Source organism: Neobacillus niacini NBRC 15566 (assembly GCF_001591505.1).
In the GTDB taxonomy this organism is placed as follows: Bacteria; Bacillota; Bacilli; order Bacillales; family Cytobacillaceae; genus Neobacillus; species Neobacillus niacini.
This window is the reverse complement of the sequence record NZ_BCVA01000103.1, coordinates 1-1381: the sequence shown is the minus strand read 5'-3', so window position 1 is coordinate 1381 and position 1381 is coordinate 1. Positions and strand designations below refer to the sequence as shown.

Here is a 1381-nt window from a genome sequence, read left to right as displayed (position 1 = left end):
GGGGTGTTTTTATGGCTAAATTTACAGCGGATGAAAAGATTCAAAGTGTTTTAAGGTATGAACATGGTAAAGAATCATTGAGGGAAATTGCCGAAGATATTGGTGTTCACCACAGTGTTCTAAGTGCATGGGTTCGCCTTTATGAGCATCAAGGGAAAAGCGCCTTTGCTAAATCCTATACAAGCTATTCTACTCAGTTTAAAATGGATGTACTTAAATATATTAACGAAACGGGTACTTCCTTTGTTGAAACTGCAGCGATTTTTAATTTATCATCTTCTGGAATGATTAGAAATTGGCAAAGACAGTTTGAACAGGATGGAATTGATGCCCTTAAAACCAAGAAAAAGGGGCGCCCATCCATGAAAAAGGAATCAAAGAAACCAGCACTAATTGAAGGATCAGTAGAAGCGTTACAAGCGAAAATTGAGCGTTTAGAAATGGAGAATGCCTACCTAAAAAAGTTGAATGCTTTAGTTCAAATGCAGGAAAAATTACAAACAAAATCAAAGCGCAAGTAATTTTTGAACTAAAGCATAAGTATGAGGTTGTGAACCTAGTTGTCGTCGCTGACATGAAACGTAGCACTTATTATTATTGGGAAAAAAGACTAAATCAGGTTGATAAGTATGAGAAGGTAAAAGAAGGTATTCAGGAAATTTTTCATGAACATAAGGGTCGTTATGGACACCGTAGGATCACGAAAGAACTAGAAAAAAGAGGGTTTAAACACGATAAAAAAACCATCAATAGTTTAATGAATAAAATAGGAATAAAATGCTTAGTGCGCATGAAGAAGTACCGTTCCTATAAAGGAAATGTTGGAAGAATCGCTCCAAACGTCTTAAATCGTGATTTCTCTGCCGAAAAAATGAATCAAAAATGGGTAACCGATGTAACAGAATTCCACCTAATTGGTGAGAAACGGTATCTCTCACCAGTACTGGATTTATGTAATGGCGAAATCATAGCTTATACCGTAATGAAACGCCCTGCTTATCAATTAGTGGGAGATATGTTAGACCAAGCAATTGAACGCCTACAGCCAGGAGACCAAGTGACTCTTCATTCAGATCAAGGTTGGCACTATCAAATGAAAAGATATCAAAAAACACTAGAACAGCACCAAATTAAGCAGAGTATGTCCCGAAAGGGAAACTGTTTAGATAACGCAGTCATCGAAAATTTCTTTGGCTTATTAAAATCTGAACTTCTTTATCTACAAGAATTTGAAAGTATAGAGCATTTTGAAAGGGAATTAGCTGATTATATTCACTATTACAATCACAAACGAATGAAGGCAAAATTAAAAGACCTGAGTCCGGTGGAATACAGAACTCAAGTCTTAAACGTTGCATAAATATATTTGTCTAACTTTATT

1 protein-coding gene is annotated in these 1381 nt (G+C 35.8%); it reads left to right on the top strand.

Translation table 11 applies throughout. The annotated features are described in order from the left end of the window. The first annotated feature begins 11 nt into the window (after positions 1–11). A protein-coding gene (locus BANA01_RS29405; RefSeq protein WP_157411919.1) for an IS3 family transposase occupies positions 12–1360 on the top strand; the annotation gives its coding sequence in 2 pieces (ribosomal slippage) (positions 12–456 and positions 456–1360; 1350 coding nt in all). The last annotated feature ends 21 nt before the right edge of the window (positions 1361–1381 follow it).